Source organism: Bradyrhizobium centrosematis (genome assembly GCF_045571495.1).
In the GTDB taxonomy this organism is placed as follows: Bacteria; Pseudomonadota; Alphaproteobacteria; order Rhizobiales; family Xanthobacteraceae; genus Bradyrhizobium; species Bradyrhizobium centrosematis.
The window spans coordinates 949,357-973,865 of the sequence record NZ_CP120703.1 but is presented as its reverse complement, the minus strand read 5'-3'; the positions used below and the strand labels follow the sequence as shown (position 1 = coordinate 973,865).

Here is a 24,509-nt window from a genome sequence, read left to right as displayed (position 1 = left end):
CGAAATTGCTGGCATGAATGTCGTGACCGGGATGCCTCGAGACTGGGCACCCAGGCCGGAAAGGCCGGGTGCCCATCAGTTGCAGATGCTTTGGTCTCGTCACAATCGAGCAGCTCGGCAGGTGAGGCGGCGAGTACAACCGCAGCTTGCGGGTTGTTGAATAACTGCCCGCACGCAACCACAAGCAGCGAAAGGTTCGGTTGTATGCATTACGCCCTGCCATCTACCAGTTTAGCTTTGCGTCCATCTCATTGAGTTTCAATTATTATTTTAATATTTTCATCGTCTAGAACAATCGCTTGACAAGCAATTCGATTTAAATAAATAATTCAACCTGATTTTAATTCGATTGAATTGATTCCGGACAGGAGTACAGTCCATGAAATCCAAAATGTTTTCGGTGGCTGCTTTCGCATTTGGACTTTGCCTCGTCTCGGCGGTGCCCGCTGGTGCCATCACATTGACTCCGGCCACTGCGGTTCTTAGCGGCGGCGCCAGTCTCATCGGCGGCGGATCGAAGATCCAGTTCGATGCCAACACGGCAGGTGAGACCGCGACCTGGACTTTTGCATCCATCCCGGGACAGACGTACGTCATCTCCGTGACCGGCCATAGCGACAATTCCGCGTCGTTCTTCCAGTTCTTCATTGATGCCGACGGCCCTGGAGCTGGTACTGGCTTCGTCCAGCTGGGTGGTGATCATAATTTCGGCAGCGGATTTTCCACGTTCATTCTGCCGTCCTACGTTGACCTCGGATCGACTGATTATTTTCAGATCGTCAACGGCACCACAGGCGGCGGTCGCACCGGCAATAGCGCGGGCCAGATCGAGGTTGCCGACGTGACAATCCAGGCGGTCCCCGGGCCGGTCGTTGGGGCAGGATTGCCCGGCCTGATCATGGCTATTGGCGGCCTGCTCGCCTGGCGCCGCCGACGGGTAGCTGCTTGATTTAGGCGCTCAAGCCGATCGATAAGGCCGCCTACGGGCGGCCTTTTCATTTTGCCTTGCAGAGATTGCATCCTTTGGAGGCCTGTGCCGCTCCCTGCAGATAGCTGGTGCTCGCGCCCCATCGGCCGCTTCACCACCGCAAGCCTCAACGCACTGACCCCGGGCCTCAGGACGACACGCTTTTGCCGTACGCGGAACGCACCGGTCGTGTGCGCGGCAGTCAACCGCTCACGGGCCAAACTCGCTCTACGATGGCTGGCGCGCCGATGCCCTCATTCGACTTCGCTGTGCCAATCCCTATATCCTGTGGCAACCGATCCGATGCAGCGGACAGCTTGATGGCCAGGATACGCACGACGGACGCCGACGACCTTCCCCGCTATTTCGTCTGGGTCCGGGGCCTCGAAGGACCCGAGCCGCAGAAATGGATGGCGATGGATTTCGGCATCGGCGACTGGAAGCGACCGCTCGTGCTGGCCTATCTGGAGCTGCCGCCGGACGAACGTCGCCTGACGTTGTCGGCGCTGGCCCGGCGCTATCCGGCACCGCGGGTCGATCCTTAAGCCGCCTCAGCACACAGTTCAGCCGATGCCGGGCGCATCCCGCCGGATGAATCCAACCCTTCCGGCGAAAAAGGACAACGACAAATCGAAGAACAGATATCCCGTGCATCTCGAAGACGCGACGAATCTGCCGAATCCCGCCGACACGGAGAAGCTGAAGAAGCTTAGGAGCGACGTGGCCGGCATGAGCACATACCGGCCCCCGACAAGCCGTCATCCTCGCCTGCGAGCAAGTAGCATGGCCGCGTGATCCGCCGCGTTTCGAAAGACTTGCCGCCCCATGATTATGGGTGTCGCGGCATCCGCACTGCGGCTAAGCTTGCCCTCGCGCCGCGGGGGACACGCGGCTGCGGGACCATGATGATGACCGAACAGGGCGAGACGGGTGAAACGATCAGCATCCTCCTCGTCGAGGACGACGCGCCGACCTGCTGGCGGCTGCAGGATGCGCTGGTCAAGGCCGGCTACGAGGTGCGCAGCGCCGGCACGCTCGGCGAGGCCCGTTCCAGCCTTGAAGGCGGCGCGCCCCGTGTGCTGCTGACCGATCTGCGGCTGCCCGATGGCCACGGCGTCGAGCTGATCCGGGAGATGAGGCAGCGCTTCCCCGACACCGAGATCATGGTGATCTCGGCCCTCGGGGACGAGGAAAGCGTGATCTCCGCGATCACGGTCGGCGCCACCGGTTATCTGCTCAAGGACGCCTTCCCCACCGACATTGCCACCACCGTGCGCGATCTGGTCGCCGGTCATTCGCCGATCTCGGCCTCGATCGCGCGCTTCATCGTGCGCAGAACGCAAGGTGCCGCGCAGAATTCGGCGGAGCCGCCCCCTGGCCCCGCGCTCAACACGGCCCGCTTGACGCCGCGCGAGATCGACATCCTCTGGGGCATCGCAAAAGGCTTCAGCTATGCTGAGATCGCCAGCCATCTCGGCCTGTCCAGGCAGACCGTGCCCGGCCATATCAAGAACATCTATCGCAAGCTCGAGGTGCACACGCGCAGCGAAGCGGTGTTCGAGGCGGTGCAGCAGGGCCTGATCAAGCTGTGAGCGAGATCGCGGCCAAAGCACCCACGAAGGCACCTGCGAAGGCCTCTGCCAAACCCGCGCGTCGACGGCTGCTGGCCTCGCGCCTGGTGCCCTATCTCCTGCTCCAGGCCCTGATCGTGATCCTCACCATTCTTGGGCTTCGGCTGCTGCAGCCGAGCGATCCCGAAGATTTCGCGTTGAGCGATTTTTCGGAGCGGGAAGACGGCCTGACCCGCCCGGTGACGCTGCCGCATTTCACGTCATCGCGCTACTCCCTCGCCGACCCGCCGTTCTACGCCGGTGCCTTCACCTTCCGGAGCGCCGATGCGGCCTCGGGCTGGTCGGTGTACCTGCCACGCTTCAGCAACGCTGTGGAGGTCGCCATCAATGGCGTCGTCGTGCTCGACTCCCGGCGCGACGCCAACGCCAACCGGCCCGACCGCAACACGCCCGAGATCGCCGCCATCCCCGCTTCGCTCCTGCGCGAGGGCGCCAACGAGATCGCGGTGCGGCTGTTCGTGTGGGGACCGCTCAAGGGCTTTCTCGACACCGTTTATGTCGGACCGGACGTCGCGTTGCGTCCAGCTTATGAGACGCGCACGCTGCTGTTCGTCACCCTGCCGGTGGTGTTCTCCGCCTGGCAATCGATGCTGGCCGTCATTCTCGCGATCATGTGGCTGATGCGGCGTCACGAACCGGTCTATGGCGTGCTGGCCGCGGCGATGGTGCTCGGCGTGGTGCAGGCCTTCGCCCCGCCACCGGTGCCGCCGGCCACGGTATCGCGGCTCGCCGCGGTGCTGCTGGCCTCCGCGCCGATCGAGAGTGCGTTGATCGTGGTGTTCGGCGTGCTGTTCTTCGGCTGGCGTTGGCCGCGCTACGGCACGCTGCTGTTCGTGCCGGGTGTCGTGGTGTTCGTGGTCGGGCTGATCGGCGGTCCGCCGCTCCCGCGCATCCTCTTCCTGGTGCTCGGCATTCCCACGGTCGGGCTCTGCCTGTTCCTGATGGCCTGCGTCACCGCGACCGCCGTTGTGCGGCGCCAGGACGCGGCGAGCTTCACGATCGGCTGCGCGGTAACCATCGTGCTGACCTGCTGGGTCCAGGACATGCTCACCGTGCTCGAGATCACGACCAATGATCGCATCTTCGTCTCGCGCCTGTCCTATTCGGCCATGCTGGTCGCGATCGGTGCCGGGCTGACCTGGCGCTTCGCCCGCGCGCTGAACCAGGTCGACAGTTTCGCCGGCCAGCTGGTGACGCGGGTGCGGGAGGCCGAGGAGCGGCTGAAAGCGAGCTTTGCCCGCGAGGAGGAGCGCGCGCGCGCCGCCGCGCTTGCCAATGAGCGCACGCGCCTGATGCGTGACCTGCATGACGGCCTCGGCGGCCAGCTCGTCAGCATCGTCGCGCTCTCCGAGCGTGGCCATGAGGGCGCGACCATCACCGACGCCGCCCGTGCCGCGCTGAAGGATCTGCGTCTCGTCATCGATTCCATGGACGACATCGGCGGCGACCTGATGCTCGCCCTCGGCTCCTGGCGCGAGCGCGCGACGGCGCAATTGCGGCCGCACGACATCACGCTCGACTGGCGCGTGGCGACACCGCAAGGCCTGCCGCTCCATCCCGAGCTCAGGCCATGGCACGTCATCCAGATCGTGCGCATTCTCGACGAGGCCGTGACCAATGCCGTGAAGCATGCGCAGGCTCGCCGCATCGCCGTCACCATCGACACATTCGACACAGGCCAGGGGCCGTACGGCGTGATCAGCGTCACCGACGACGGGAACGGCTTTGCGCTGGACGGCCTCGGCGAGGCCGGACGCAACGGTCAGACCGCGCGCGGCCTGCGCAACATGAGAAGCCGCGCGGCACGCTGCGGTGCGGTGCTCGATCTCAGTTCCGATGCAGGCGGCACGTGCGTGCGGCTGCAATTGCCGCAGCGTTTTCCCGACAGCGACATGGCCGTAGGCTGAAAGACCCCCTCCCCGAACGTGTGGGGCGCACGGAGAGAGGGAACGGGCCGGGAAATTGGCCTGCGGAGGACGGGGGGGGTGTTCGTCCGCCGGCCCTCGGCCCGAAGCGATGCAATCAATTCAATGCAATGGAAATATCAGCGCACGCCGACGCGATTGACCGGGCCGCCGCGATTCATCGGCGTTCCCGCGCGCACGCCGACACCGGGCGCGCCGACGCCGGGCGTTGCGACCGCTGCCCTCGCGACCGGCGCCCGCGGCGCCACCACCGCCGCCGTCGGCCGCACCACGCAGCCCTTGGGCACGCCGACGGTCTTGCAGTAGACCACCGCCTGCGCCGGGCTCGTGCCCAGCGACACCATCGCCGCGCTCGCCAGCGCCATGACCGTCAGCCCTGCGCCCAGCGCTCCAGCTCTCTTCGACATCCTTGCTCTCCTGCTTCCCGTTCGGCGTCCCGACGCAATCACCGGGTCTCGCAGCCGAGGTGCAGCCTGAATGACAAAAGACGGCGCGCGAATACATGCCATGAAGATGGGGGTCCCGCGGCCGGCAGAGCGCACCGGTGCCATGAACATGGCATGGACCCGCGCCCGGCCTTTGCGGGATGGTCCGGCCCGATTGGTCCCGGTCGGGATCAACGAGGATTCCAAAGAGGTGCTTCATGAAGATTTCGGTTCTGGCCGCGCTGCTGCTCGCCGCCACCGCCCTGCCCGTCGCCGCGCAATCCGGTCCGTCGCCCCAGGAGCAAATGGCTTGCCGCGGCGACGCCAGCAAATTCTGCGCCGAGCATATCGGCAAGCCGCCGCAGATGAACGCGTGCCTGCGCGAGAACAAGTCGAAGCTCTCCGACTCCTGCCGCAAGGTCGTCGAATCGCGCGGCGGCTAGTCGACCCTCGGAACAAGACAGAGAGGGCGGCTCCGAGCCGCCCTCTCGAGAGATTTGAGCGCGATCGTGATCATGAGGGCCCGCCACCGGCGGGCGCTCGAAGGATGGCCGCAGGCAACAGCCTCGCCGCTACTCCTGCATCATCTCGCCGCTGCCGCCGAACTCGGCCGGAAAGTCCTTCAGCTTGGGCAGGCCGTCGCGCATCGGCAGCACCGTTTCGGCATAGTTGACGTGAACCCCGGGTGCGAAGGCAAGCGTCGGGATGGTGGCGGAGAAGACGTCGACCAGGCCGAGTGGCGGGTGGTTGGTCATGAGATGACCGCCGCACTTCTTGCAATATTTGCGCTGGCTGAGCGGCGTCTTGGCAAACGTCTCGACATTGTCGGCGCCTTCGGTGACACGCACGGCTTCGGGCTTCCACAAGCTGAAGGCGTTGACCGGACCGCCCGACCACGACCGGCATGACCGGCAATGACAATAGCCCATCGCCTCGGGTGCACCCGTGACCTCGATCGTCACCGCGCCACAGAAGCAGTTTCCGACATGTTTCATTTGATCGACTCCGTTGGATGAACAGGGGGATTCTCTGCCCGCTCCCGCCCGACGACAAGTCGAGAAAGGCGGGGTGGGCGAGAGATATTGGGGTGAGAAGAGAAGATCGCCCCCGGGGGACGTTGAGGGGACGGACGCGTGAGATGCTCGCGTACCTCACCCGGTGCGGCCACGCGTCCTCCGTTCGGCGGACGCGCGCGGTGCCGGATCGAGGCTAGGATGACCGGCGCCAGGGAATAAGCATCGACACCCGTTGTTTGTACTGCCGGTATTCGTCACCGAAGAGCTCGATGAGGTCGTGCTCCTCCAATGCGATGCCGACGAAGATGTAGAGCGTGGTCACGGCTGCAAACAGCAGATGGCCCGCGGTCATGGTCGGCGTCGCCCAGAACGCAATGATGAAGCCGAGATAGATTGGATGGCGGACGAAATTATAGAGCAGCGGCGTCTTGAAGCGCGGCGGCGGCGACTCCTTCCCGATCAGATGGTTGGTCACCTGATGCAAACCGAACAATTCGAAATGGTTGATCAGGTAGGTGCTGGCGAACACCAGGACCCAGCCCGCAAAGGACAGCGTAACCAGAGTCACGGCGAGATCCGGGTTCTCGACGTTCCATATGACGGCAGGCAACGGACGCCACTGCCAGAACAGGAGGAGCAGTGACAGACTCGCGAACAGCACATAGGTCGAGCGCTCGACCGGCTTGGGGACGAACTGCGTCCACCATGCCTTGAACTGCTTGCGCGCCATCACGCTGTGCTGAACCGCGAACAGCGTCATCAGGAGTAGATTGATGATGACCGCCTCGACGGTCGGCGTGTCGGTTCCGGTGTCGATGGTCTTCGGCACCATCACCCCCATGACGAAGCCGATGGCGTAGAGAACGGTGACGAAAAACACGAGATAGGCCGTAATTCCGTACAGAAAGGCGATGAGCTTGAAAATGCGTGAGCCCGCAACGTCCGGGCCGATAGAATGAACCTGGTGATCAAGTTGGGTCATGAAACGCTCCGTTGTGCCGAGACATCGACACTGTTTGGTCTCCGCACCATGCCGGAATGGACGTCCCCAGACTTTCGCGGACGGTTGATTTTCGCCTGAGACGACTTTGATTTTCTCTTGAGACGACAGAAACGTGCGATTTCGCTTTGAAAACAACGTGCTCGACGGCGACCTCCGGGAACTCACCTGCGGCGGAGCAGCCGTGCCGTTGCAGCCGCAAGTGTTCGATCTCTTGCTTTATCTCGTCGCACAACGGGCGCGTGTGGTCAGCAAGGATGACCTGATCAGCCAGATCTGGAGCGATCGGATCATCTCGGATTCGGCGCTGAACAGCCGGATCAACGCCGCGCGCAAGGCGCTCGGCGACGACGGCGCCACGCAGCGGCTGATCAAGACCATTCCACGCAAGGGCTTCCGTTTCGTCGGTGAAGTCCGGGAAGAAGCTTCCACCGTGCCGGCCGAAGAGGCCGGGCCGGCTGTTCCGCGCGTGGCCGACCGACCGGCGGTCGCGGTGCTCGCCTTCGAGAACATGAGCGGCGATCCCGCACAGGACTATTTCGGCGATGGCATCAGCGAGGACATCCTCACCGCACTGTCGAAGCAACGCTGGTTCATGGTGATCGCCCGCAACTCGTCCTTCACCTACAAGGGACGCGCGGTCCATATCAGGCAGATCGCGGAGGAGCTCGGTGTGCGTTACGTCGTCGAAGGCAGCGTGCGCAAGGCAGGCAACCGCTTGCGCATCACCGCGCAGCTCAACGACGCCATTTCGGGCGGCCATCTGTGGGCGGAGCGCTATGACCGCGAGCTGGTCGACGTCTTCGCCGTCCAGGACGAGATCACCAACGCGATCGCGGCGGCGATCGAACCGCAGATTCATGCCGCCGAGAGTTTTCGCGCCCACAGCAAGGCGCCTGCGAGCCTGGACGCATGGGATCTCCTGATGCGGGCGCTGTCGCATTATTGGCGGGTGACGAGGCGCGATCACGAGACCGCACGCACGCTGCTCGAACGCGCGATCGCGATTGACCCGAACTACGGGCAGGCGCTGTCGCTGCTCGCGGCAAACCACATGCTCGGCGTGCATCTCGGCTGGTCCGAGCTCGCCACGGTGGCGCCGCTGGCGGAAGCGGCCGCGTTGGCCGCGGTGCGCTGCGACCATGAGGATGCCTGGGCGCATGTCGCTCTCGGCAGCGTCTATTTTTCGACACGCAGGCTTGCCGACGCGGTGTCCGAGTTCGAGCAGGCGCTCGCGCTCAATCCGAACTTCTCGCTGGCCCAGGGCTATTACGCGCTGGCGCTGTCCTATGCCGGCCGGCCGAAGGATGCGTTCGAGGCCGCCCAAAGGGCGATCCGACTCTCCCCGCGCGACCCGTCGCTGGCGATCTATCAGGGCATCGCCGGCTATGCGCGTTTCACCGAACGCCATTATGACGAGGCCATCACGCTTGCGCGCGATGCCATCCGCCATCGCGGCGATCTCACCGGCGCCTACCGCGTGCTCGCGGTCTCGGCCGGCATGACGGGCGACGACAGGCTCGCGAAGACGGCGCTGGGCGAGCTGCGCCGCACCCAGCCGGGCATCTCGCTGCACTGGATCGCAACGCAGCTGCCATGGGCCAACGAGGCCGATCGCGAGCACTATCTCGAGGGATTCCGGCGCGCAGGGTTGCGGTGAAGTCTCTCACCCTCCCCTGGAAGCAGGGCTATCGCTTGTGGATTTCGCGAGGACCGCGGGCTTGCTCCGCCTCTCCCGCTTGCGGGAGAGGCCGACGCGCTCGCAGAGCGCGGCGGGTGAGGGTTTTCGCCACTCGGGGGCATCTTCCGCATTTTCTAGCAATTCCAATGCGGACACAGCCCCCACCCCAGCCCTCCCCCGCAAGCGGGAGAGGGAGCCGACTGCCACTGCCGCCGCATCGTGCACACCATATGCGATTGCCCTGCCCTGGAGGGAGGGTAAGAGCACCGTGGTGCTATGCCGTGCGCTTGCGGCGCAGGTGGACGATGACGTCGAGCCGGGCGATTTCGTGGCCGGGAAGCGCCTCGGGGATCTTGGTGAACGCGAGGCCTTCCGCAACGTCGACCAGCACATCCTCGCCCTCGAGGTAGAAGTGAGGATGCACCGAGGTGTCGGTGTCGAAGAACGACTTGATGCCGTCGGCGGCGATCCGGCGCAGCAGGCCGGCTTCGGTGAACTGGTTCAGCGTGTTGTAGACGGTCGCGAGCGAAAGATAGGCGTTCGCCGCCATCGCCTCTTCATAGAGGCTCTCGGCGGTGACATGACGATGGCCGTTCAGGAACAGCAACCGGCCAAGCGCGAGGCGCTGGCGCGTCGGGCGCAGGCCGGCATTGCCGAGCAATTGCAGGCAGTGCTGCACGCCCGCATCCGGCGGGAGCTCGAGGGCGGCGCCATCAGGTCCGCCATCGTCGACCGCAGGGATATTCGAGGCCTGGCTGTCCATCGATGGTCTCACGCGTCTCACGGCTGAAGGACGCAGGACACGCAATGCAGCGTCCCGCCAGTTGCTATTCGATCGCAAAAGCAGCGGCCCGGCTTTGATCCGGATCAAATTCGCAGGACGCCTCTGACCTATCGCAAGGCGGCCCGGTTCATTCCCGGCCAAAATCGATCGATTTCGATGAGGTTCACATGTCCAGGCCGGTTCCCGACAAGGCAGAGGTCGCACTCGAATATCCCGACAAATTCTACGTCGGCACCTTCGAGCATTCGTCCCGCTTTGAGGCGAAGCTCGACGGCAGCGGCGTTGCTCTGGTGCTGCAACAGCCCGGCGCGGCCGACGAACGCAAATCGGTGCACCTGCATATCAATTTCGGCCTGCTCGCCGGCATCCTGCGTGAGCTCGCCGGCAGCGTCGCGGCGCTTCCCAAGGACGACATCGCACATCGCGAGCAGCTCGCCGACGCGCTCGATGAATTGCGACGGGCGCTCGGCCCGAAATGACGGCCCGGCGCTTTTGGCCGCAGGCGCAAACTTGGGCAATGCCTCCGCAACCTGCTGGCACGACCAAGGCCGCGTGATCGCCCGGAGCGGGCCGATCCGCCCCGCGCTATGCGGGAAACAGGACGGGCTGTACATTTTTTGGGCTGCCACTGTCGAGACTTTCATCTTGCGGCGCCGAACGGGACTGTGTGAGCCTCGCCCCCGGATGGGGACTGGGATGGGCCGGCCGTCGCTTTGCGCGCGAGGACGTCGCGAAGCATTCACGACTGGCTGCGCTTGAGAAAGATTCGAGATGCCAAAACGAGTGTTGCTTGGTCTCCTCCTGGCTTGCGGCCTCACGGCCCCGGCGCTGGCGCAAGAGCCGAAGATGGGGGGCGTGATCAATGCCGTGATCCAGCCCGAGCCACCCGGCCTGATGCTTGCGCAGGTTCAGAACGGCCCGACCCAGATGGTCTCGGGCAACATCTTCGAAGGGCTGCTGCGCTACAGCCCCAAGCTCGAGCCGCTGCCGGAGCTTGCCGAAAGCTGGAGCGTCAGCGACGACGCCAAGACCTACACCTTCAAGCTGAAGAAGGGCGTCACCTGGCATGACGGCAAGCCCTTCACCGCCGCCGACGTCCTGTTCTCGATGGAGATGCTGAAGCAGACGCATGCGCGTGCCCGCACCAATTTGGCGCAGGTCGACAAGATCGAGACGCCTGACGACTACACGGTGGTGTTCACGCTGAAGCAGCCGTTCGGCCCGTTCCTCGGCATCTTCGAGGTCGGCTCGATGCCGATCGTGCCGAAGCATCTCTATGAGGGCACCGACTGGAAGACGAACCCCTACAACAACGCGCCGGTGGGCACCGGTCCCTTCATGTTCAAGGAATGGCAGAAGGGCTCGTTCATTCGCCTGGTCAAGAACCCGAACTACCACGAAAAGGGCAAACCCTATCTCGACGAGATCTACTGGCAGATCATCCCCGACGCGGCGGCGCGCTCGGTGGCGTACGAGACCGGCAAGGTCGACGTGCTACCGGGCGGCTCGGTCGAGAATTTCGACGTGCCGCGCCTGTCGAAGCTGAAGGACACCTGCGTCACCGGCGCCGGCTGGGAGTTCTTCTCGCCGCTGGCCTGGCTGTGGCTGAACAATCGCCAGGGTCCGCTCGCCGACAAGCGGGTGCGGCAGGCGATCATGTATGCGATCGACCGCGATTTCGCCAAGGACGTGATCTGGAACGGGCTCGGCAAGGTCGCGACCGGCCCGTCCGCGTCGACCATCAAATATTACACCGACGACGTGAAGAAATATCCTTACGATCCGGCCAAGGCCAAGGCGCTGCTGAAGGAAGCCGGCTACAAGGGCGAGAAGATCCGCCTGCTGCCGCTCGCTTATGGCGAGACCTGGCAGCGCTGGGGTGAAGCGGTGAAGCAGAATCTCCAGGACGTCGGAATGACCATCGAAACCATCGCCACCGACGTTGCCGGCGGCAACCAGAAGATCGGCGACTGGGATTACGACATCGCCTTCACCTATCTCTACCAGTATGGCGATCCCGCGCTCGGCGTCGGCCGCAACTACATCTCGAGCAACATCGCCAAGGGCCAGGTCTTCAACAATGTCGAGGGTTATTCCAACCCGAAGATCGACAAGCTGTTTGCCGACGGCGCAATTGCCACGCCGGACTCCAAGCGCAAGGAAATCTACGAGAAGGCGCAGAAGATCCTGGTCGAGGACGTGCCGGTGGCCTGGATGCTTGAGCTGCAATTCCCGACCATCACGCGCTGCAAGGTCAAGAACCTGATCACCACGGGGATCGGGGTCAATGACGGCTTCAAGGACGCATGGCTCGACAAGTGAGCGCAAGCGTTCCGGACTCCCCTTACCTCTCCCGCTTGCGGGAGAGGTCGCTACGCTCGAAGAGCGTAGCGGGTGAGGGTTCTTTCCTCTTGGCGATCCCTCTGCGGAAGCACGCCCTCCCCTGCCCTCCCCCGCAAGCGGGAGAGGGAGCGCACCGCCGCCGCGGCTGCGACCACCCCGATCTCATCGCGATTTGATCATGCTCTCCTTCGTTACGCAGCGTGTCGTGAAGGGCGTGATCGTCCTGCTCGCGATCGTCGTTCTCAATTTCTTCCTGATCCGGCTTGCGCCCGGCGACCCCGCAATCGTGATGGCGGGCGAGGCCGGCGCCAGCGACCAGGTCTTCGTCAAGCAGCTCCGGGAGAAGTTCGGCCTCGACAAGCCGCTGCCTGAGCAGCTCTTCATCTACGTCAAGGGTGTCGTCACGCTCGACCTCGGCTTCTCCTTCCGCCAGCAAGCACCGGTCGCAAAACTGATCGGCGAGCGGCTGCCGGCGACGCTGCTGTTGACGTTGATCGCCTTTGCGATCTCGCTCGCGCTCGGCGTCCTGTTCGGCACCTTTGCCGCGCGATTTGCCGGGACCTTTCTCGATACCGCGATCACCGTGTTCGCGCTGATCTTCTACGCCATGCCGATCTTCTGGGTGGCACTGATGGGCATCCTGCTGTTCTCCGTCACCATGGATTGGCTGCCGAGCTTCGGTTACGAGACGGTCGGCGCTAACCTCACGGGCTTCGCCCATGCGCTCGACGTCGCAAAGCACCTGATCATGCCGGCGATGACGCTCGGGCTGTTCTTCATGGCGACCTATACCCGCATGACGCGCGCCTCGATGCTGGAGGTGAAGCGGCTCGACTTCGTCAAGACCGCGCGTGCCAAGGGCCTTTCCGACGCCGTGATCCAGCGCCGCCACGTGCTGCGCAACGCGCTGCTGCCGGTGGTGACGCTGGCCGGCGTGCATTCCGGCACGTTGATAGGCGGTGCCGTCATCACCGAGACCGTGTTCGCCTGGCCCGGCATCGGGCGGCTGATGTACGACGCACTGCTGCAGCGGGACTACAACCTGCTGCTCGGCGTGTTCGTGATCTGCTCCGCCATGGTGCTGATCTTCAATCTCATCACCGACCTCGTCTACCGACTGGTCGACCCACGCATCGAATTCGCCTCATGAAACAGTTCTGGAAATCGATGCTGAAGAGCCCGAGCGGCGTCATCGGGCTCATCATCCTGCTGCTCGCGATCTCGGTCGCCGCGTTCGGACCGATGCTGTTCCCGAACTCGCCCTGGCGCATGGTGCAGCGGCCGTTCCTGCCGCCCTTCACGCTGTCGACCGTGCCGCTCGGCACCGACGCGCTCGGCCGCGACGTGTTTGCCGGCATGATCTTCGGCGCCCGTGTCTCGCTGCTGGTCGGGCTCGTCTCGACACTGGTCGCACTGGTCGTCGGCGTGCCGATCGGCGCCATGGCCGGCTATTTCGGTGGCAAGGTCGACGACGCCCTGATGCGCTTCACCGAATTCTTCCAGACCATTCCGAGCTTCGCGCTCGCGATCGTGCTGGTCGCGATCCTGCAGCCTTCGATCTATTCCATCGTGGCCTCGATCGCGGTGGTGAGCTGGCCGCCGGTCGCCCGCCTCGTGCGCGGTGAGGTGCTGTCGCTGCGCACGCGCGAATATGTCCAGGCGGCCGTGGTGACCGGCCAGAGCAACAGCTGGATCATCCTGCGCGAGATCCTGCCCAACGCATTGTCGCCGGTGATCGTGCTGGCCTCGCTGATGGTGGCGACCGCGATCCTGCTGGAATCATCGCTGTCCTTCCTCGGCCTCGGCGATCCCAATCTGATCTCCTGGGGCTACATGGTCGGCGCTGGCCGCACGGTGATCCGCCAGGCCTGGTGGATCACCGTGTTTCCCGGCGTCGCCATCCTGATCTCGGTGCTCGGGCTGAATCTGATCGGCGAAGGCCTCAACGACGCACTCAATCCGCGCCTGTCGCGGGAGGGACGCTGAGAATGACCACCCCGCCCGCCGTCTCCATCAAGAATCTCAGGATCGCGCTGCCCAAGGGTGCCGAGCGTCCGTTCGCGGTCGACGGCGTCTCGCTGGACTTGCGTCCCGGCAAGATCGTCTGTGTCGTCGGAGAATCCGGCTCCGGCAAGTCGATGTGCGCGCATGCATTGATGGGCCTGCTGCCGGACACCGTCTCGATCGCCTCCGGCGAGATCCAGTTCGAAGGTCGCGACCTGCTTAAGCTCGACGACGACGGCTGGCGCGATCTGCGCGGCCGCAGGCTGGCGATGATCTTTCAGGAGCCGATGACCGCGCTCAATCCGTTGATGCGGATCGGCGACCAGATGGCGGAGATGTTCGAGGCGCACGGCCTGCTGACGCCGAAGGAGCGGCGCGCCAGAGCGCTGGCGCTGGCACAGGAGGTCGGCCTCCCCGACCCTGCGCGCATCGTGCGCGCCTATCCGCACCAGCTTTCCGGCGGGCAACGCCAGCGCGCCATGATCGCGATGGCGCTCGCGCTCGAGCCTGCGGTGCTGGTGGCGGACGAGCCGACCACCGCGCTCGACGTCACCACGCAGGCGCAGATCCTCAAGCTGATCCGCAACCTCCAGCGCAATCGCAACATGGCGGTGATGTTCATCACCCATGATTTCGGCGTGGTCGCTGACATTGCCGACCAGGTCGTCGTGCTCAGGCACGGCAAGGTCGTGGAGGAAGGTCCGGCCGCGACCGTGTTCAACGAGCCCCAGCACGACTACACCAAGGCGCTGCTCGCCGCCGTCCCCTCGATGGATCCGCCGGCACGCCAGCCCCTCGACGATCAGGCCAGGGCGGTCGAGGTGATCGGGCTGGACAAGACGTACGTGACCTCAGGCGGCTGGTTCCGCGAGGATCGCCGCGTCGATGCCGCGCGCGCGGTCAATTTCAACATCCTCAAGGGCGAGACGCTCGGCCTGGTCGGCGAATCCGGCTCCGGAAAATCCTCCGTGGCACGGCTGGTGATGCGGCTGATCGAGGCCGACCGCGGCACGGTGCGAATCGGCGAGACCGATCTCACCTCGCTCTCCGGCAAGGCGCTCCGCGCCGAGCGTCATCGCATCCAGATGATCTTCCAGGATCCGTTCGCCTTGCTCAATCCGCGGCGCAAGATCGGCCATATCATCGCCGACGGCCCGATCGCAGCCGGCCTCGATCCCAAGACCGCGTTCGACCGCGCCCGCGATCTCCTGAAGCTGGTCGGCCTGGATGCCGGCGCGCTCGAACGTTATCCGCACGAATTCTCCGGCGGCCAGCGCCAGCGTATCGGCATTGCGCGCGCGCTCGCGCTCGAGCCCGAGATCATCGTCGCGGACGAAGCCGTCTCCGCACTCGACGTCTCCGTGCAGGCGCAGGTCTTGAGGCTGCTCGAAGATCTCAAGGCGCGCCTCGGGCTATCGATGCTGTTCATCACCCACGACTTACGCGTCGCCGCCCAGATCTGCGACCGCATCGCGGTGATGCAGCGCGGCGCCATCGTCGAGCTGAAGCCCACCGCCCAGCTCTTTGCCGCGCCGGAGCATGCCTACACGCGCGAGCTGCTGGCGGCGGTGCCGGGGCGGAGGGAGCGCGCACCGGCGGCGTGAAGCATGGCTGGGATCGGATCTCCGAAGTTCGGGATGGTTCCAAAAACTTGCGTGGCGGCCGAAGTGAAACATATTTGATCCGACAGCATTTGCCTTTCGAGGCTGTCCTTGCTGACGACAGCAAGGCGTGAGCCGATACTCGCATTCGCCCGCTCGGCCATAAGAGCCCTGCAACGAATATGAGGTGGTGAGAGGATTCTCAACCCAGCGCAACAAACGCATTGGGTGAGAGCCTAGCGGATGCTCACGCTGTTTTTATTCTGTCGTGATCGGCCGCCGCTTCAAAGCCGAAGGCGGCACCATAGATCTCTATGGAATGATAGACATCATCTGATGACGGATTGTCAACTGCTAGTCGGAGCCACCATGGGCGAAGTTATTCGATTTGTCTCGAAGTCCGAGCGCGAGCGAGTGCGTCTCATTCAGGAGGCGCGCGCCATCTACGACAGCATCTTCCCTCCTGCTGATCCGGCCAACGACGGACAGGACAGGGCAACGATCGGCCGTGGATTAGGCCGCGACGGAGGCAACCTGTCGTGATCAAGATCATTGCCGTGCTCTGCAGCCTCGCCTCTCCGACCAATTGCCACGAACAGATCGTCACCACCTCGGATTTTGCTGAAGTTTCGGTGCAGTCCTGCTTGATGGGCGCGCCGCAGCTCGCCGACTGGATGAACCAGCATCCAGCCGAACGCCTCGCGGCATGGCGTTGCGTGATCGGTCAACAGGTCGGTCGGGGCATCTGAGGCCGAAGACCGCCTGATCGTGCCCTATCTCGTGGTGTTGCTCCAGGTGGGCACGGCGTTGGTCACGCCCACGGAGGGCCAATTGTACGATCCGATCGACGGTGCCGTGACCGTCCCGACCGTCTGTCCGGAGGAGCCGTAAGGGGCCCTCGGCTGCGCTGCGGGGGCTCCGGCACCGCTATAGGTCGGGGCCACGACGCCCGTGCTGTAGTATCGGCTCGACCGCGCCTTCTTCGCTTCAGCCGCAAAGGGCGCGGCAAGCAGACTGGTCGTGATGAGCGCGGCAATCGCGAGTTTGATGCTTGTCATCGCTGATCCCTCGGTCGCTGAGGCCCCTTGTCCCATGTGTTCATTGATCTGACGATGTCCATAGGCACACGTTCATAACTGCGTGCGCGGACGAATGTGCCGAAGCAATGCCGTTCGTCACCTCCGCTTCGGACGGCAGGCATGACGGCCATGCCGGTCCTTCACGGTCGCGACAGAATGCATCAATTCCTTGAAAGCGGTGATCGCCTTGTCCTCACCGAGCACGCCGCCGTGATTTGCCTCCAGATGCTCGATCACCGCCAGCAGCGCATCGGCGACCCGCCCGATCTGCTTGCCGTAGCTTCCGACGTCCGACAACACGTCCTTCTCGACATCAGGCGCCGAGGACTGCCCGACCGTGATGTTGACGAGGCCGAACTGGCCGCCGGTCGGGCTGAAGAACGATGGATAGATGGACTGGACGACATCTCCCGACAGGGGCAGCTTGAACACGGGCATGCGATTTCCCTCGCTGATTTCGACCGGCGAGGAAACACTATCACGATCATGCTTGCCTTCGGATGGACCCGAATCAGCGCTAGTCCATTGCTCTCATCGACTTCGCGTATTGAGGCGACATGACCGGCCCCGAACTGAAGCAACTCCGCGCTGACCTTTCCGATGCTCTCGAGCGGCAGCTCACATTGGCCGACATGGCAAAGCTCTGCGGATTGCCGGAGAAGGGCGGCAGCGACACCATCCGGCGCTGGGAGGTGAGCGGCCCGACACCCTCGGCGACCAAGGTGCTGCGCGTGCTCGCAATGGCGAGCGAGCGCTATCCGATCCTGGAGAAGTTCGACATCTTCGATCGCCATGACGTGCGCGAGGAAGACCGCCCCGCCAAGCGCGCGGCGTTCCGCCAGCACATGCGGGATGAGGCGCGCCGGCGCCTTGGTTAACGAAGGACGCAGAGAGCTTACCGCGGAGCTGCTGCGTTAAGCCTTCCTTCAGCATTTCTTAAGCCGGCATTAAGCACGAAAACCAATTGCAGCCCAATAAGTTAGGTTGGGTCTCGCTGTGCCACGGATGTGACAGCATTTTCGTCAAAAGCGAGCTATCTGCAAAACCAACGACGGCGCGAAAGAGCGCGCCAGCCGGGGACCTTACGTGTTGGAGTTCAAGACGATGAAGAAGTTTCTGTTTGCGACCGTGGCGCTGCTCGCGATGGGCGCGGCTGCACCGGCGGTCGGCGCCGATCTCGGCAACCGCAACTATTACAAGGCGCCCGCGCCGGCTTATGCCGCGCCGATCTACAACTGGACCGGCTTCTATATCGGTGGCCATGTCGGCGGCGCGTTCTCCAGCGACAACAATTTCAACGGCCTCTCCACCGGTAATAACGGCAACGGCCGTTTCCTCGGCGGCGTGCAGGCCGGTGCGGACTGGCAGCTCAACCCGAACTTCGTGGTTGGCGTCGAGGGCCAGTATTCCTGGCTCTCCGGCAGCGTCGGCGCGGTGTTTCCGGGCGGCGTCGCCTATACCAACGATCAGCGTGGCCTCGGCTCGATCACCGGCCGCGTCGGCTACACCTGGGGCCCCGGTCTCGTCTATGTGAAGGGCGGCTACGCCTACTCGGACAACAACGAGAAGGTGACGGTCGGCGGCGTACCGACCGGCTTCATCATCGATGGCGATCACCGCAACGGCTACACCGTCGGCGCCGGCCTCGAATACATGTTCGCCCCGAACTGGTCGGCCAAGGCCGAGTACCAGTACTACAATTTCGGCGATGCGCACTTCACCGCGGGCCCGCTGGCCGGCACCGGCAACTTCACCACCGACGACCACACCGTCAAGGCGGGCGTCAACTACCGCTTCAACTGGGCAAGCCCCGCCGTCGCGCGCTACTGATCGGTTACTGCAGCTTTACCATGACAGAGGGCCGGCGACTTCGCCGGCCCTTCTTTTTTCGCCCCGCGGAACGCGCAAGCGTTTGCTGAGATTGCGAATTCTTAACCGGCCGTGCCGATACTGCCGGCCACAAAGAGAAGCAAGAACGTTGGGGGAATTACAATGGCGATCCGTCTCAGCCTTGGCGGCCGACTGCGGCCTCGTTTCAAAATGCCGACATGGGGCGTGCGCGGCAGCCTGTTCGCGGCCTTTGCGGTGATCGCGGGCATGGGCCTCGTGATCGCGGCCGGCGCAGGCCTGGCGCTGCAGAACCTCGGCGGACGCATGACCGAACTGAGCGGGCGGGACATTCCGCGCCTCGCCGCCAGCCTGCAATTGTCGGCACTGAGCGCCAGCCTGGCGGCACAGGGGCCGGCCCTGCTCGCGGCGCAAAGCGAGGACGCCCTGAACGAGCGCACCAAGAAGCTGAGGGAATTGCAGGAGCAGACCCAGCAGAAGCTCACTGAGATCATCCAGCTCGGCGGCGACAAGAACGTCGTCTCCGGCCTCAGCGACACCATGAAGAGCATCAACGAGGCGGCCCAGAGCCTGGCCAAGGCCGCCCGCGAACGGCTCGATATCGCCGCTCTTCACGAGAAGCAATATGATGCGCTGCGCAACGCGCAGAGCGCCTTCGTCGGCGCTGCAAGTCCGGCGATGCTCGACGCACAGACCCGGGTCAACGCCATTCTCGGCTCGGCCGATTTGTCCGCCGCCGATGCCAGCGACGCCGCACAGACCGTCGGGCAGCTCGGCAACGTCGTCGCCAGCGGCAACCTCGCCGCCGCCGACATGAGCGCGGCGCTGTCGGCCAGCACGAGCGACAAGCTCGACGACATCCAGAAGGAGTTCAAGACGGCACAGGGCCGCCTGCGCTCCAACCTCGATTTGCTGCCCGACAACCAGGGCAACAAGATGCTGCGCGAGACGGCGGAGAAGCTGCTCGCGCTCGGTGTCGGCAAGACCGGCGTATTCAACCTGCGTGAGAAGGAGCTCGACTCCATCGACTACGGCCAGACCATCCTGGACGAGACCCGCAAGCTCAATGTCGGCCTTGGCATCAGCGTGCAGCAGCTCGTCGACGGCGTGCAGAAGGAGACCAACGCCTCGACCTTCCAGGCGCAGCAGGAGATCTCGCTTGCGACGAGCGTGATGCTGGCACTCGGCTCCTTGATGCTTGTCGGGTCGGCGCTGTTCGTCTGGCTGTATGTCGGCCGCAACATCCTGCGCCGCATCGGCGAGCTTCAGCGCGCCATGCAGCTGCTTTCGGCCGGCGACCTCGACACCGAGATCGTCCGCTCCCGGCAGAACGACGAGATCGGCGTGATGAAGGAAACGCTGACCGTGTTCCGCGACAGCATGATCGAAGCCCGGGCGCTCGCCGGCGAGCAGGACAAGGACCGGATCGCCAAGGCCGAGCGGGCCGCGCGCATGGAAGCGAGGATCGCCGAATTCGAGAACACGGTGCGCGCCGCGCTCGACAATCTGGCGCAATCGGCCAATTCGATGCAGTCGACCGCGCAGAGCATGTCGAACACCGCCGACCAGTCCAACGCGCTGGTCAACGCGGTCGCCTCCGCCGCCGAGGAGACCTCGGTGAACGTGCAGACCGTGTCGTCGGGCACCGAGCAGCTGTCGTCCTCGATCGAGGAGATCAGCAAGCAGGTCGTCACCTCGGCCGCAATCGCCAAGAAGGCCGTCGACGAAGCCGGCGCGACGGACGCCACGGTGCAGAGCCTCGCCGACAGCGCGAGCCGCATCAGCGTCGTGGTCGATCTGATCCAGACCATCGCCTCGCAGACCAATCTGCTCGCGCTCAACGCCACCATCGAGGCGGCGCGCGCGGGAGAGGCCGGCCGCGGCTTCGCGGTGGTTGCCTCCGAGGTGAAGAGCCTGGCGAGCCAGACCGCCAAGGCGACGGAGGAAATCCGCACTCAGATCGCCAGCATGCAGGACATCACGACGTCGGCGGTCGGCGCCATCCAGGGCATCGGCCGGATCATCGGCGAGATCAACGACGTCACCACCACGATCGCGGCCGCGGTCGAGGAACAGGGCGCCGCCACCCGCGAGATCGCCCGCAACATCCAGCACGCGGCCGGCGGCACCAGCGAAGTCTCCAGCAACATCGTCGGCGTCTCCACCGCCTCCGCCGAAGCCGGCGCGGCAGCGAGCGAGGTGCTGGGCGCCTCCGACGCGCTGCGGCGCGAAGCCGACATGCTGCGCGGGGAGATCGACGCGTTCCTCAACAACATGCGGGCTGCGTAAAGACGCTAACGCACAGGGACTCCGCTCCCTCTCCCGCTTGCGGAGAGGGTTGGGGTGTCTCCCCAATGGGATAGTTGCGGCTCATTGAGAATATCCCCGCGTGGAGAGAGTCCCCACCCGGCGCTTCGCGCCGACCTCCCCGCGAGCGGGAGAGGTGACCGAGCTCGTGGCATCACGGTCCCACAGCACGGAAATATCGACCCCGGAATGACCGCTATGCGGGCCGATCCGGCGTCCTTTTTCGGCTGGCGCCCCGCGCGCGCTGGGTTTAAGCCGGTAGCATGAGCTCAAAATCCGACACCGTGCAGTCCTCGGCCGAGGCCCTGCGCTATCCCTGGGAACAGCATCCTGGTCACGACGAGATCGTGGAGGTCAGGCCCGGCGTGCTGTGGGCGCGGCTGAAGCTGCCGTTCCGCCTCAACCACGTGAACATCTACCTGCTCGCCGACGGCGACGGCTATGCGATGGTGGACACCGGCTTCGGCAACGAGGAGACCATCGAGGCCTGGACCAGGCTGTTCGACGGGCCGCTGAAGGGCGTCAACATCACGCGCCTGATCGTGACCCACTCCCACCCCGACCATGTCGGGCTTGCGGGCTGGATCGTCGAGCGCTTCAACTGCCCGCTGGTGATGTCGCAGGTCGAATATCTGCAATCGGTCTATCACCAGAACCGCGGCACTGCGGAGCGGAAGGAAGCGCAACGGCTGTTCTTCCGCCGGCACGGCATGGATGAGTCGCTCACCGAAAAGCTGCTGGGCCGCGGCCAGGATTATCTCAAGCGCGTCTCGGTGCTGCCGCCGTCCTACCGCCGCATCTCCCACGGCGACGACGTCGTGATCGGCTCGCGCCGCTTCAAGGTGATCACCGGCGGCGGCCACGCGCTCGACCAGGTGATGCTGTATTGCGCCGACGACAAGCTGTTCCTCTCCGCCGACCAGGTGCTGAGCAAGATCTCGCCCAATGTCAGCGTCTGGGCGGTCGAGCCCGACCAGAATTCGCTCGGCGAGTATCTGGCCTCGCTCGCCAGCCTCACCACGACGCTGCCCTACGACGTGCTGGTGCTGCCCGGCCACGGCGTGCCATTCTACGGATTGAAGACCCGCATCAAGCAGCTCGCCGACCACCACGAGGAGCGCTGCCGCCTGATCGCGGAGGCCTGCCGCGAAGTGCCGCAAACCTCGCGTGCCTTGGTCCCCGTCGTGTTCAACAAGCATGTGCTCGACGAGCACCAGATGGGCTTTGCCGCCGGCGAGCTCGTCGCCCACGTCAACTACATGATCGTCGAGGGCCGGCTGACGGCGGAGACGAAGGACGGCGTGCTGCAGTTCAGGACGACGTGAGTTTCTCCGCCTCTTCCCTGCAAGCGGGACGAGGGAGCGCACCTTCGCCGCAAGCACCTCACTTCATGTTCGCGATCGCGTGCAGCGCGGCGATGTAGCCGAACGGGCCGAGGCCGCAGATCACCCCGGTCGCCACGAACGAGATCTTGGAGTGGCGGTGATATTCGTCGCGGGCGTGGATGTTGGAGATGTGGACCTCCAGCACCGGCCCTTCGAACGTCTTGATCGCATCCATGATCGCGACGGAGGTGAAGGAAAAGCCGGCGGGATTGATGATGATGGCATCGGCATCCTGCCGCGCCGACTGGATCAGGTCGACGAGAACGCCTTCGTGGTTGGACTGATGAAAGGCGAGCTTGAGGCCGAGCTTGGCCGCCACGTCCTCGCAGCCCGCATTGACCTCTGCGAGTGTCGTCGTGCCGTAGATGTGCGGCTCTCGGATGCCGAGCATGTTGAGGTTGGGACCGTTGAGGATCATGACACGTTTCATCGGGCGTCCTTTCGCATGAGCGGGCGGGCGCCGATCAGCGCCCCATGGACGCGACCGGCTCAGCCATCATGGACGCAGCCGGCCCATGGACAAAATGCCCAAGCCGGCGGCAACGGTCCCGTGCTTTCCCGGAAGACCCGGTCCGCGCCGGCAGGCCAGTGTTAGGCGTTTGATCCACATCAACTATCGCCGACGAGACGTCGTTATCGATATACCCGCGCGCCGCGCCACGAATGTGTGCTGGCGCATAGACATGGGAGCTGGAAAAGCTCTAAAAAGAGTGGCCGCCGTGGCCGGGTTCCGTTGCAGGTTTTGCCGATGGATTACAACCAGTTCTTCGATTCCGCCCTCGATCGTCTCCATGCCGAACGGCGCTACCGCGTGTTCGCCGACCTGGAGCGCACGGCCGGCCGATTCCCGCACGCGGTCTGGCACTCGCCCAAGGGCAAGCGCGACGTCGTGATCTGGTGCTCCAACGATTATCTCGGCATGGGCCAGCACCCGAAGGTGGTCGGCGCCATGGTCGAGACCGCGACGCGGGTCGGCACCGGTGCCGGCGGCACCCGCAACATCGCGGGCACGCATCATCCGCTGGTCCAGCTCGAGGCCGAGCTCGCCGATCTCCATGGCAAGGAAGCCGCGCTGCTGTTCACCTCGGGCTATGTCTCGAACCAGACCGGCATCCCGACCATCGCAAAGCTCATTCCGAACTGTCTCATTCTGTCGGACGAGCTGAACCACAATTCGATGATCGAGGGCATCCGCCAATCGGGCTGCGAGCGGGTCGTGTTCCGCCACAACGATCTGGCACATCTCGAGGAGCTGCTGAAGGCAGCCGACCCGAACCGTCCGAAGCTGATCGTCTGCGAGAGCCTCTATTCCATGGACGGCGACGTCGCCCCGCTCGGCAAGATCTGCGATCTCGCCGAGAAGTACGGCGCGATGACCTATGTCGACGAGGTCCACGCAGTCGGCATGTACGGCCCCCGCGGCGGCGGCATCGCCGAGCGTGACGGCGTCATGCACCGCATCGACGTGCTGGAAGGCACGCTGGCGAAGGCGTTCGGCTGCCTCGGCGGCTACATCGCCGCCAACGGCCAGATCATCGACGCCGTGCGCTCCTATGCGCCGGGCTTCATCTTCACCACCGCGCTGCCGCCGGCGATCTGCTCGGCCGCGACCGCCGCGATCAAGCATCTGAAGACCTCGAGCTGGGAGCGCGAGCGCCACCAGGACCGCGCCGCCCGCGTCAAGGCGATCCTCAACGCCGCCGGCCTGCCCGTGATGTCGAGCGACACCCACATCGTGCCGCTGTTCGTCGGCGATCCCGAGAAGTGCAAGCAGGCGTCCGACCTGTTGCTCGAAGAGCACGGCATCTATATCCAGCCGATCAACTATCCGACGGTCGCCAAGGGCAGCGAGCGCTTGCGCATCACGCCCTCGCCCTATCACGACGACGGCCTGATCGATCAGCTCGCCGAAGCCCTGCTGCAGGTGTGGGACCGTCTCAGCCTGCCGCTGCGCGCCAAGTCGCTGGCGGCGGAGTAGGCATCGCTCTTACCCTCTCCTGGAGGGGGAGGGTCGTCTCATGTCGAGCGAAGCGAGGCGTGAGACGGGGTGGGGTGACCGGTCTCTCCTTACGCGACAGCGCCCGAATGGATAGATTGGCCCCGCCCCGCTCGCGCTTCGCGCGATCGACCCTCCCCCTCCAGGGGCAGGGGAATCGCATGTGGCTCTTTGCACGAGCTGAGCGCGCGCCTCGTCCTTCGAGACGACCGCTTTCAGCGGGTCTCCTCAGGATGAGGCTAAGCGGCATCGGAGCCCGTCGAAACCAGCGAAACGCACTCGGTCCTCATCCTGAGGGCCCGCCAACGGCGGGCGTCTCGAAGGATGGCCGCACGCGACATCACTCTCATATGCGATAGCCCAGCCCTCCAGGAGAGGGTGAGCAGGCAGCTCGCCCTGCACCTTAACGACGCCCACAGTTCCCGCCCGCACCGGGCATTTCGCTGTCGCTTGCGTCAGCTCAACGCGCTAGATTTGCAGGGAAAATGAGCTTGGGCGCCGCCGGCGCCCTTTCGAG

General features: G+C 64.5%; 25 protein-coding genes. 18 read left to right on the top strand and 7 right to left on the bottom strand.

Features of this window, described 5'->3' with window-relative positions; all coding sequences use genetic code 11:
• Positions 1–379: 379 nt before the first annotated feature.
• The 4 genes from P6U31_RS04590 to P6U31_RS04575 all read left to right on the top strand — a co-directional run bounded on the left by P6U31_RS04590 (position 380) and on the right by P6U31_RS04575 (position 4,505).
• Entirely contained in the window at positions 380–949 is a 570-nt protein-coding gene (locus P6U31_RS04590; protein WP_407187076.1) for a hypothetical protein, read from the top strand.
• A 338-nt stretch (positions 950–1,287) separates the two neighbouring features.
• Entirely contained in the window at positions 1,288–1,512 is a 225-nt protein-coding gene (locus P6U31_RS04585; RefSeq protein ID WP_407187075.1) for a hypothetical protein, read from the top strand.
• A gap of 363 nt (positions 1,513–1,875) precedes the next feature.
• Positions 1,876–2,559, top strand: coding sequence for a response regulator (locus tag P6U31_RS04580; RefSeq protein WP_407190081.1), 684 nt, complete (start codon positions 1,876–1,878; stop codon positions 2,557–2,559).
• Complete coding sequence (locus P6U31_RS04575) at positions 2,556–4,505, top strand: sensor histidine kinase (protein ID WP_407187074.1); 1,950 nt, start codon at positions 2,556–2,558, stop codon at positions 4,503–4,505. The genes P6U31_RS04580 and P6U31_RS04575 overlap by 4 nt, the downstream gene beginning before the upstream one ends.
• Before the next feature lie 137 nt (positions 4,506–4,642).
• Here the strand turns inward: P6U31_RS04575 and P6U31_RS04570 are convergent, their stop codons facing one another.
• Positions 4,643–4,930, bottom strand: coding sequence for a hypothetical protein (locus P6U31_RS04570; RefSeq protein WP_407187073.1), 288 nt, complete (start codon positions 4,928–4,930; stop codon positions 4,643–4,645).
• Positions 4,931–5,166: 236 nt separating this feature from the next.
• Here P6U31_RS04570 and P6U31_RS04565 point away from each other — a divergent pair, with 236 nt between their 5' ends.
• On the top strand, positions 5,167–5,391 hold the full coding sequence (locus P6U31_RS04565) for a cysteine rich repeat-containing protein (RefSeq protein WP_407187072.1): 225 nt from the start codon (positions 5,167–5,169) through the stop codon (positions 5,389–5,391).
• A gap of 129 nt (positions 5,392–5,520) precedes the next feature.
• On the opposite strand, the gene P6U31_RS04560 is transcribed toward P6U31_RS04565, so the two are convergent.
• Both P6U31_RS04560 and mddA read right to left on the bottom strand, forming a co-directional pair.
• Positions 5,521–5,943 (bottom strand): GFA family protein, encoded by a 423-nt coding sequence (locus tag P6U31_RS04560; protein WP_407187071.1) that lies wholly within the window; start codon positions 5,941–5,943, stop codon positions 5,521–5,523.
• 214 nt (positions 5,944–6,157) lie between these two features.
• Complete coding sequence (gene mddA, locus P6U31_RS04555; protein ID WP_407187070.1) at positions 6,158–6,946, bottom strand: methanethiol S-methyltransferase; 789 nt, start codon at positions 6,944–6,946, stop codon at positions 6,158–6,160.
• A 133-nt stretch (positions 6,947–7,079) separates the two neighbouring features.
• Here mddA and P6U31_RS04550 point away from each other — a divergent pair, with 133 nt between their 5' ends.
• A complete protein-coding gene (locus P6U31_RS04550; protein WP_407187069.1) occupies positions 7,080–8,624 on the top strand; it encodes a winged helix-turn-helix domain-containing protein in 1,545 nt (514 codons plus the stop codon).
• 295 nt (positions 8,625–8,919) lie between these two features.
• Here the strand turns inward: P6U31_RS04550 and irr are convergent, their stop codons facing one another.
• Complete coding sequence (irr, locus tag P6U31_RS04545) at positions 8,920–9,408, bottom strand: Fur family transcriptional regulator Irr (RefSeq protein WP_407187068.1); 489 nt, start codon at positions 9,406–9,408, stop codon at positions 8,920–8,922.
• Between the two features lie 188 nt (positions 9,409–9,596).
• Between irr and P6U31_RS04540 the strand changes: the two genes are divergently transcribed.
• The 7 genes from P6U31_RS04540 (at position 9,597) to P6U31_RS04510 (ending at position 16,126) form a co-directional block, all read left to right on the top strand.
• Entirely contained in the window at positions 9,597–9,908 is a 312-nt protein-coding gene (locus tag P6U31_RS04540) for a hypothetical protein (protein WP_407187067.1), read from the top strand.
• 292 nt (positions 9,909–10,200) lie between these two features.
• Positions 10,201–11,751: an ABC transporter substrate-binding protein gene (locus P6U31_RS04535; RefSeq protein WP_407187066.1), complete on the top strand. Its 1,551-nt coding sequence runs from the start codon at positions 10,201–10,203 to the stop codon at positions 11,749–11,751.
• 199 nt (positions 11,752–11,950) lie between these two features.
• On the top strand, positions 11,951–12,922 hold the full coding sequence (locus P6U31_RS04530; protein ID WP_407187065.1) for an ABC transporter permease: 972 nt from the start codon (positions 11,951–11,953) through the stop codon (positions 12,920–12,922).
• Positions 12,919–13,758 carry an ABC transporter permease gene (locus P6U31_RS04525; protein ID WP_407187064.1) on the top strand — a complete coding sequence of 280 codons (840 nt, stop codon included), beginning with the start codon at positions 12,919–12,921 and terminating at the stop codon, positions 13,756–13,758. The genes P6U31_RS04530 and P6U31_RS04525 overlap by 4 nt, the downstream gene beginning before the upstream one ends.
• A gap of 2 nt (positions 13,759–13,760) precedes the next feature.
• Positions 13,761–15,380, top strand: a complete 1,620-nt coding sequence (locus P6U31_RS04520) for an ABC transporter ATP-binding protein (protein ID WP_407187063.1) — start codon at positions 13,761–13,763, stop codon at positions 15,378–15,380.
• Between the two features lie 366 nt (positions 15,381–15,746).
• Positions 15,747–15,920, top strand: a complete 174-nt coding sequence (locus tag P6U31_RS04515; RefSeq protein WP_407187062.1) for a hypothetical protein — start codon at positions 15,747–15,749, stop codon at positions 15,918–15,920.
• A complete protein-coding gene (locus P6U31_RS04510; protein ID WP_407187061.1) occupies positions 15,917–16,126 on the top strand; it encodes a hypothetical protein in 210 nt (69 codons plus the stop codon). The genes P6U31_RS04515 and P6U31_RS04510 overlap by 4 nt, the downstream gene beginning before the upstream one ends.
• 24 nt (positions 16,127–16,150) lie before the next feature.
• Here P6U31_RS04510 and P6U31_RS04505 read toward each other — a convergent pair whose 3' ends face one another.
• Positions 16,151–16,435, bottom strand: a complete 285-nt coding sequence (locus P6U31_RS04505) for a hypothetical protein (RefSeq protein WP_407187060.1) — start codon at positions 16,433–16,435, stop codon at positions 16,151–16,153.
• 117 nt (positions 16,436–16,552) lie between these two features.
• The gene (locus P6U31_RS04500) at positions 16,553–16,894 is read right to left on the bottom strand and encodes a hypothetical protein (protein WP_407187059.1); all 342 of its coding nucleotides are present in this window, start codon (positions 16,892–16,894) and stop codon (positions 16,553–16,555) included.
• Positions 16,895–17,013: 119 nt separating this feature from the next.
• Here P6U31_RS04500 and P6U31_RS04495 point away from each other — a divergent pair, with 119 nt between their 5' ends.
• The 4 genes from P6U31_RS04495 to P6U31_RS04480 all read left to right on the top strand — a co-directional run bounded on the left by P6U31_RS04495 (position 17,014) and on the right by P6U31_RS04480 (position 21,936).
• A complete protein-coding gene (locus P6U31_RS04495) occupies positions 17,014–17,334 on the top strand; it encodes a hypothetical protein (RefSeq protein ID WP_407187058.1) in 321 nt (106 codons plus the stop codon).
• A gap of 226 nt (positions 17,335–17,560) precedes the next feature.
• On the top strand, positions 17,561–18,286 hold the full coding sequence (locus P6U31_RS04490; RefSeq protein ID WP_407187057.1) for an outer membrane protein: 726 nt from the start codon (positions 17,561–17,563) through the stop codon (positions 18,284–18,286).
• Between the two features lie 162 nt (positions 18,287–18,448).
• The gene (locus tag P6U31_RS04485; RefSeq protein WP_407187056.1) at positions 18,449–20,593 is read left to right on the top strand and encodes a methyl-accepting chemotaxis protein; all 2,145 of its coding nucleotides are present in this window, start codon (positions 18,449–18,451) and stop codon (positions 20,591–20,593) included.
• Between the two features lie 281 nt (positions 20,594–20,874).
• Positions 20,875–21,936: an MBL fold metallo-hydrolase gene (locus P6U31_RS04480; RefSeq protein ID WP_407187055.1), complete on the top strand. Its 1,062-nt coding sequence runs from the start codon at positions 20,875–20,877 to the stop codon at positions 21,934–21,936.
• Positions 21,937–21,994: 58 nt separating this feature from the next.
• Here P6U31_RS04480 and aroQ read toward each other — a convergent pair whose 3' ends face one another.
• The gene (gene aroQ, locus P6U31_RS04475) at positions 21,995–22,426 is read right to left on the bottom strand and encodes a type II 3-dehydroquinate dehydratase (RefSeq protein WP_128923269.1); all 432 of its coding nucleotides are present in this window, start codon (positions 22,424–22,426) and stop codon (positions 21,995–21,997) included.
• Positions 22,427–22,744: 318 nt separating this feature from the next.
• On the opposite strand from aroQ, the gene hemA reads away from it, so the two are divergent.
• Entirely contained in the window at positions 22,745–23,974 is a 1,230-nt protein-coding gene (gene hemA / locus P6U31_RS04470) for a 5-aminolevulinate synthase (protein ID WP_407187054.1), read from the top strand.
• Positions 23,975–24,509: the final 535 nt, after the last annotated feature.

Bases quoted from the DNA above. Each gene is read 5' to 3' on its own strand.
- P6U31_RS04590 (WP_407187076.1), top strand. From the start codon at position 380: ATGAAATCCAAAATGTTTTCGGTGGCTGCTTTCGCATTTGGACTTTGC.
- P6U31_RS04585 (WP_407187075.1), top strand. From the start codon at position 1,288: ATGGCCAGGATACGCACGACGGACGCCGACGACCTTCCCCGCTATTTC.
- P6U31_RS04580 (WP_407190081.1), top strand. From the start codon at position 1,876: ATGACCGAACAGGGCGAGACGGGTGAAACGATCAGCATCCTCCTCGTC.
- P6U31_RS04570 (WP_407187073.1), bottom strand. From the start codon at position 4,930: ATGTCGAAGAGAGCTGGAGCGCTGGGCGCAGGGCTGACGGTCATGGCG.
- P6U31_RS04565 (WP_407187072.1), top strand. From the start codon at position 5,167: ATGAAGATTTCGGTTCTGGCCGCGCTGCTGCTCGCCGCCACCGCCCTG.
- P6U31_RS04560 (WP_407187071.1), bottom strand. From the start codon at position 5,943: ATGAAACATGTCGGAAACTGCTTCTGTGGCGCGGTGACGATCGAGGTC.
- mddA (WP_407187070.1), bottom strand. From the start codon at position 6,946: ATGACCCAACTTGATCACCAGGTTCATTCTATCGGCCCGGACGTTGCG.
- irr (WP_407187068.1), bottom strand. From the start codon at position 9,408: ATGGACAGCCAGGCCTCGAATATCCCTGCGGTCGACGATGGCGGACCT.
- P6U31_RS04540 (WP_407187067.1), top strand. From the start codon at position 9,597: ATGTCCAGGCCGGTTCCCGACAAGGCAGAGGTCGCACTCGAATATCCC.
- P6U31_RS04535 (WP_407187066.1), top strand. From the start codon at position 10,201: ATGCCAAAACGAGTGTTGCTTGGTCTCCTCCTGGCTTGCGGCCTCACG.
- P6U31_RS04530 (WP_407187065.1), top strand. From the start codon at position 11,951: ATGCTCTCCTTCGTTACGCAGCGTGTCGTGAAGGGCGTGATCGTCCTG.
- P6U31_RS04525 (WP_407187064.1), top strand. From the start codon at position 12,919: ATGAAACAGTTCTGGAAATCGATGCTGAAGAGCCCGAGCGGCGTCATC.
- P6U31_RS04520 (WP_407187063.1), top strand. From the start codon at position 13,761: ATGACCACCCCGCCCGCCGTCTCCATCAAGAATCTCAGGATCGCGCTG.
- P6U31_RS04515 (WP_407187062.1), top strand. From the start codon at position 15,747: ATGGGCGAAGTTATTCGATTTGTCTCGAAGTCCGAGCGCGAGCGAGTG.
- P6U31_RS04505 (WP_407187060.1), bottom strand. From the start codon at position 16,435: ATGACAAGCATCAAACTCGCGATTGCCGCGCTCATCACGACCAGTCTG.
- P6U31_RS04500 (WP_407187059.1), bottom strand. From the start codon at position 16,894: ATGCCCGTGTTCAAGCTGCCCCTGTCGGGAGATGTCGTCCAGTCCATC.
- P6U31_RS04495 (WP_407187058.1), top strand. From the start codon at position 17,014: ATGACCGGCCCCGAACTGAAGCAACTCCGCGCTGACCTTTCCGATGCT.
- P6U31_RS04490 (WP_407187057.1), top strand. From the start codon at position 17,561: ATGAAGAAGTTTCTGTTTGCGACCGTGGCGCTGCTCGCGATGGGCGCG.
- P6U31_RS04485 (WP_407187056.1), top strand. From the start codon at position 18,449: ATGGCGATCCGTCTCAGCCTTGGCGGCCGACTGCGGCCTCGTTTCAAA.
- P6U31_RS04480 (WP_407187055.1), top strand. From the start codon at position 20,875: ATGAGCTCAAAATCCGACACCGTGCAGTCCTCGGCCGAGGCCCTGCGC.
- aroQ (WP_128923269.1), bottom strand. From the start codon at position 22,426: ATGAAACGTGTCATGATCCTCAACGGTCCCAACCTCAACATGCTCGGC.
- hemA (WP_407187054.1), top strand. From the start codon at position 22,745: ATGGATTACAACCAGTTCTTCGATTCCGCCCTCGATCGTCTCCATGCC.